The 267-nt window shown below is 43.1% G+C and carries 1 protein-coding gene; it reads right to left on the reverse strand.

All coding sequences use genetic code 11. The features are described 5' to 3' along the window. A partial coding sequence (locus CVH10_RS25490) for an SDR family oxidoreductase (protein ID WP_369335942.1) occupies nt 1-247 on the reverse strand: 247 nt, incomplete at its 3' end. Nucleotides 248-267 lie beyond the last annotated feature (20 nt).

Below are 267 nucleotides of genomic sequence, written 5' to 3' on the forward strand. Positions count from 1 at the left end.
TTGCCAACTCAATTGCTTGCGGTACATCTTTAACGTAGATGAAATCGCGCGTCTCTTCACCAGTGCCAGGACATATGATCTTCTGTGATCGACGCGACTTCTGAAATATATCCCAGTAAAGTTGTTTCCTGAGACCAGGACCAAAAACCGAAAACATTCTTAGCGAGATTGAAGCAATACCATACGATACAAAATATGATCTACAAAGCTGCTCGGCTGCAAGTTTGTGGAATCCATAAGGAGATATCGGTTTGGGCTGATCGAGTT

It is taken from the genome of Halomonas sp. ND22Bw (assembly GCF_003011945.1).
Classification (GTDB): domain Bacteria; phylum Pseudomonadota; class Gammaproteobacteria; order Pseudomonadales; family Halomonadaceae; genus Halomonas; species Halomonas halophila.